At 65.4% G+C, this 5727-nt stretch carries 3 protein-coding genes; 1 reads left to right on the plus strand and 2 read right to left on the minus strand.

Annotated features, from left to right (window positions below):
• Positions 1-284 precede the first annotated feature (284 nt).
• Complete coding sequence (locus AC1RM6_RS30370) at positions 285-1685, minus strand: uracil-xanthine permease family protein (RefSeq protein ID WP_493108429.1); 1401 nt, start codon at positions 1683-1685, stop codon at positions 285-287.
• Positions 1686-1764: 79 nt separating this feature from the next.
• Positions 1765-4191, minus strand: coding sequence for a TonB-dependent siderophore receptor (locus AC1RM6_RS30375; RefSeq protein WP_493108431.1), 2427 nt, complete (start codon positions 4189-4191; stop codon positions 1765-1767).
• A gap of 278 nt (positions 4192-4469) precedes the next feature.
• Between AC1RM6_RS30375 and AC1RM6_RS30380 the strand changes: the two genes are divergently transcribed.
• Positions 4470-5576, plus strand: a complete 1107-nt coding sequence (locus tag AC1RM6_RS30380) for a purine nucleoside permease (protein WP_493108432.1) — start codon at positions 4470-4472, stop codon at positions 5574-5576.
• Positions 5577-5727 lie beyond the last annotated feature (151 nt).

The raw sequence follows: 5727 nt of genomic DNA on the forward strand, positions 1-5727 counted from the left end.
GTCCATCGCAGCGTCTGTCGTCGGTCACAATGGCCCCACATTGCTCCCTCCTCCATCCTCGCGACGGACCAAAATCGACTCCGTCACGGTGGGTCAGATTTACGGCTTGCTGCTCTAAGCTCTCAACCGTCGCCCCGGCCTTGTGCCGGGGTCCATGGCTATTTCACCGAGAGCCACCGCCGGAAATGAGAAGCAAGCAGACCGCCCTGCCCTCCGTCGACCATGCCGCGTGACGCACCAGCCATGGACCCCGGCACAAGGCCGGGGCGACAGCGGTAAGAGGATTATCCCACCGCCTCACGCCCCGGCACGACGATATTGAGCACCACCGCGATCAGCGCCGCCGGCAGCACGCCCGAGGTCAGCATGATCCGCAGCGTCCCCGGCAGGTGCGACACCGCGTCGGGTTCGAGCTGGAGCCCGATCCCCAGCGACAGCGCCACCCCGAAGATCAGCATGTTGCGCTGGTTCCAGGTGACCCCCGACAGGATTCCGACCGCCGCCGAGGCGACCATCCCGAACATGACGATCACCCCGCCGCCGAGCACCTCGATCGGGATCGTCGTGATCAGCGCCCCGACCTTGGGCACCAGCCCGCACGCGATCAGGAACAGCGCGCCGATCGTGACGATATGGCGGCTCATGATCCCGGTGATCGCGATCAGCCCGACATTCTGGCTGAACGAGGTGTTGGGCAGCGCCCCGAACAAGGCGGCGAGCGCGGTGCCCGCGCCATCGGCGCAGGTTGCGCCGATCAGCTCGCGGTCGGTCGCCGGGCGGCCGGCGGTGCCCTCGCAGATCGCACAGACCCCACCGATCGACTCGATCGCCGAGATGAAGCCCATCAGCACGAAGCCCAGGATCGCCGCCGCCGACATCGAAAAACCGAAATGGAGCGGCGACGGCAACATGAACCAGCCGGCGCTCCCGACCGAAGCGAGCGACACCCGCCCCATCGCCGCCGCCGCGCCATAGCCCGCGAGCAGCCCGATGAGCACCGCCGCGGTCGACCAGATGCCCCGCGCGAAGAAACTCAAGCCCAACGTCACCGCGACGACGATCCCAGCCAGCAGCCAGCTCGCCCCCGCACCATAGGCCGCGGTGCCCTGCGCGGGCACCCCGCCCGCGGCATATTGGACCCCGATCCGCATCAGCGACAGGCCGATCATCGCCACCACCAGCCCGGTGACCATCGGCGGCAACGCGAAGCGGATCCGCCCGACGAAGAAGCTGAGACCCGTGTGGACCAGCCCGCCGAACAGCGCGGCGGTGGTCAGCGCCGCCATCGCGCCGACGCCGTGGCCGGCGACGATCGGGATCATCACCGGCAGATAGGCGAAGCTGGTGCCCTGGACGATCGGCAGCCGCGCACCCGCCGGGCCGATGCCGATCGTCTGGATCAGCGTGGCGATCCCGGCGAAGATCATCGACATCTGGATCATGTAGATCAGCGCGCTGGGATCGGGCGATCCGAAGCCGAAGCCCGCCGCCCCCGCGACGATGATCGGTGGAGTCAGGTTGCTGACGAACATCGCCAGCACATGCTGGATGCCCAGCGGGATCGCGACGCCGAAACCGGGGAAATAATCGGGATCGCGCGCCTGTTCGGCGGTCATGATCCCCGTGCGGGCCGCGGCCCCGCCGACGGTCTCGGCTTCGGGCGCGGGTATGTTCGCGATGTTCATCGACACCTCCGCAACGTCGTCATGAGCAGCAGGGTGAAGCGAAAGAGGCGCCGGCATCGGCCGGCGCCTCCATCTGGCCTTAGAACTTGTAGGAGATCGTCCCCTGGAAGCTCCGCGGCCGCTCGGGCAGCACGATCGTGCTGCCGAACAGTTCGGTGAAGTTGGCGCGGAAATAGCGCTCGTTGGTGACGTTCTTGACGATCAGGCGGAACAGCCAGTTATCCTTGGCATAGGATGCGCCGAGATCGAGCAGCGTATAGGCCGGCAGCTTGACGACCTGCGACTGGCCCGAAAACACCGAGTCCACCTTGACCACGCTGGCGGTGAAGGCGAGCCCATTGTCGAACGAATAGCTTCCCGTCAGCGAGTAGAGATTCTTCGGGATACCCGCACGACGGGCGTCGGACTTGCTGTTGATCGGCACCAGGCCGCCCTGCTGACCGCCATAGATCAGCGAAGGGTCGGTGACATTGATCAGATCCTCGGCGCCGAAGAAGCTGAAGGTCGACCCCGCATCGAGGAAGGTCAGGTTGGTGACCACGGTGCGGGTATAGGCACCGGTGATGAGCAGGTGCTTGTCGACCGACCAGCGCGCCTCGGCCTCGACGCCCTTGGTCTGGACCGACTGGTTGACCGTCGACGACTGGATGTCGTGGTCGGTGCGCTCCTGCTTGTAGACCGACACCGCGGCATAGAGCTTGTTGTCGAGGAAATTGCCCTTCACGCCGGCTTCGTACAGCTTGGACGCGGTGATGAAGGTCTTGCCGACCGCGGTCGCCGCATCGATTTCCGACCCCTGGCCGGCGATCACCGTCGACTGGCGCGACGCCGTCACATAGGGGATGATCCCGAACGGCAGCTTGTACGAGGCGCTTCCGTTCCACGACCAGCCGCCCTTGCTGCCCGATCCGTTGGCGAGCACGCCGGTCGCGGTCTGCAGCTTGCTGAGCACGTTGGTCGACGTGACCTTGACCTGATCGTAGCGCAGGCCGCCGATCAGATCGAGGCCGAAGGCGAAGTCGGCATCGACGAGCCCGGCGAGGCCGTAATCGGTATAATGGCCCTTCAGATAATTGGTATAGTTGCAGTCGCACTCGGTCGACAGCAGCCGGTCGGACAGCGGCGTGTAGCCGACGGTCAGGTCGACGCGGTGGAAATATTCGAAGTTGAAATCGTCGCCGTGCAGGAACTTGGTGTAGCGGATCGACGGCGATGCCTGGACCGAGAATTTTCCGACCGAATTTTCATAGGTCTTCGATGCGACGATCTTGTCCTCGATCACCCAGGAACGGTGGAACTGCGAGAAGCCATAGGTGTTCTCGTTGATGTTCTTGATACCGTCGTAGAAGAACTGGTTCTTGATCTCATATCCGCTGTCGGGTGTGAAGATGATATCGAAATAACCGGTCTTGGCGATGTTATCGAGGCGGTCGTTCTTGCCGGTGAGGACGTCCCGGCGGCTGAGCTTGGCGGTGCCGACATTGTCGAGTGCCAGCGGCGAGGTGCGCGAATAGCAGGCATTGGTGATCGACGCCGCGAACACACCGCCGCCGCAGGCGAAGCCGCCGAACGGATTGAGGCCCTGGCCGGTGAGTTCGGCCTGCGACAGCTGGCCGTCGCCATTGGTGTCGAGCGGCTTGGCCGATCCGGTCAGGTAGGTGCCGTTGTCGACCAAGTCCTGGGTCAGGCGGTTCCAGCCGCCATTCTGCTGGCCCTTGTAGTTCTGGTACATGCCGCCGAATTCGATGCGGACGGTGTCGGCGATCTGGTTGTCGAACGCCGCCTGGAGCAGCGTCTGGTTGGTCGACATGTTGCGGTAATAGCTGCCCGAATCCTCGAGCTCGGCATAGAGGCTGTAGCCGAATTCGCTCGCGCCCAGCTTGAGCGGCCCGCGCACCTGCGCCTTGACGACATTATAGTCCCAGCTGCCGCGGGTATAGCTGACCTCGCCCTCGGCATGGTCGAGCAGCGCGCCGCCCTTCACCCGCGCCGATTTGGGCACGAAGTTCATATAGCCGCCGGTCTTCGACGGGCCGAAGATCGGCGAGGACGGGCCGCGGACGATGTCGATCCGGTCGGACGCGCCGATCGGGGTCGGGTAGTTGCCCGGATTGTCGAGCCGGCGCATGCCGCGGAAGAAGACTTCGCCCGGCGTGCCGCGGATATCGAGCGCGCCGCCGACCCCGAAGAAGCTGTTGGTGAAGGTGCCCGGCGCCTGCGCGACGAGATCGTAGATGTCGGTGATGCCGAACCGCTCGATCTGCTCGCCGCTGATCGTCGAGGCCGAACGCGGCGTCTCGACCAGCGTCTTGCCGAAGCCGAAGATCGAACCGACATCCTTGTTGGGCATCGCGTTGAGCGCGCCGGTCACGACGATGTCGTCGTCCTTGGGCGCATCCGCCGCGGCCTCGTCGGCGGCGGCTTCGCCGGCGGCCCAGGCCGGCGTGGTAAGGGCGGTACAGGATAGGAGCGTTGCTGCGATTGCGAGGATGCGGCCCTGCTGCATCGCACGATCCGCCATTGCGGTAACCGATCGAGTCTTCACCATGATTATAGCCCCCTTTTTTCGCCGAAGAGTCGCACCCCTGCGCTCGTTCGGTCAATGTTTCCCGATACTTGCCTCTCCGATTATGGTCTTGAAATGCTGCGTTGCATCATCGTAATGATAGGTTCGTCGAACTGTAAAGAAAAACTTACTTACCTGGCAGGATTGCTGCTCGGCCGTGGTGCCGCGGACACGCAGCCCGCCCAGCGGGGACGGATTTGATGGGACGAAATCTGCGCATGCTCCTGGCCTCGGTTGCGCTCGTCGCGGCCGCACCGCCCGTCGCCGCCCGCGCCGCCGAGCCGCCGGTGCCGGCAATCCCCGCAGTGGTGCCGATCCCGGTCAAGGTCATCGTCATCGCCAATTTCGAACCCGGCGCCGACACCGGCGACGCCCCCGGCGAGTTCCAGTTCTGGGCCGAACGCGAGAAACTCGACGAGGTCATTCCGCTGAAGGGCGCGCTCCACCCGCTGCGCCGCAACGCCGACGGGCTCTACGGCATGGTCTGGGGCAGCCCGGACACGATGGTCGGCGGGGTCGCCGAACAGTTGATGAGCCTGATCCTCGACCCACGCTTCGACTTCACCCACACCTATTGGCTGTTCACCGGCATTTCGGGGGTCGATCCCGCGCTCGCCTCGGTCGGCAGCGCCGCCTGGTCGCGCTGGGTGGTCCAGGGCGACACGCTGCGCGAGCTCGACGACCGCGAGGCGCCGAAAGGCTGGCCCTATGGCCTGTTCGCGATCGGCGCCGACCGCCCCAACACGCTGCCCGCCGCCACCGAGGATTTCGCCGGCTTCACCGACACCGGCAAGCTCGCCATGTCGGTCAAGCTCAACCAGGGGCTGGCGTCATGGGCCTATGCGATGACGAAGGACGTCGCCATCCCCGACAGCCCCGAACTGCAAAAGGCGCGCGCGCAGTGGAAGGGCTTTCCCAACGCGCAGAAGCCGCCCTTCGTGCTGATGGGCGAGACGCTCGGATCGGTGCGCTACTGGCACGGCCCCGGGCGGACCCGCTGGGCGCGCGACTGGGTGAAGCTGTGGACCGGCGGCCAGGGGCGCTTCGCGATGACCAACATGGAAAGCCAGTCGATGGCCGGGGTGATGGCGATCGCCGCCAAACAGCATCTGGTCGACCCCGACCGGGTGCTGGTGCTGCGCACCGGCAGCAACCCGTCGATGCCCCCGCCCGGCATCAGCGCGGTCGACAGCGTCGCCAACGAGGGCGCGGGCCAGATCGCCGCCTTCGAAGCCAATTACCGCGTCGGCGCGCCCGTCGTCCACGAACTGCTCAAGAACTGGGCGACGTACCAGGACAAGGTGCCCAGCGCGCCGGCGCCGTGAGGCGATCTTTCTTCCTCCTCAGCCACCAGGCTCGAGGAAATGATACCACCACCCCCAACCACCGTCGCCCCGGCCTTGTTTGTATGGACCGGGTACAAGGTGAACAGCGTTCGGAGACATGGTGAACACATTGGCATGGGCAGGAGGAGCC

The sequence above is a fragment of the Rhizorhabdus sp. GW822-FHT03C02 genome, assembly GCF_058801765.1.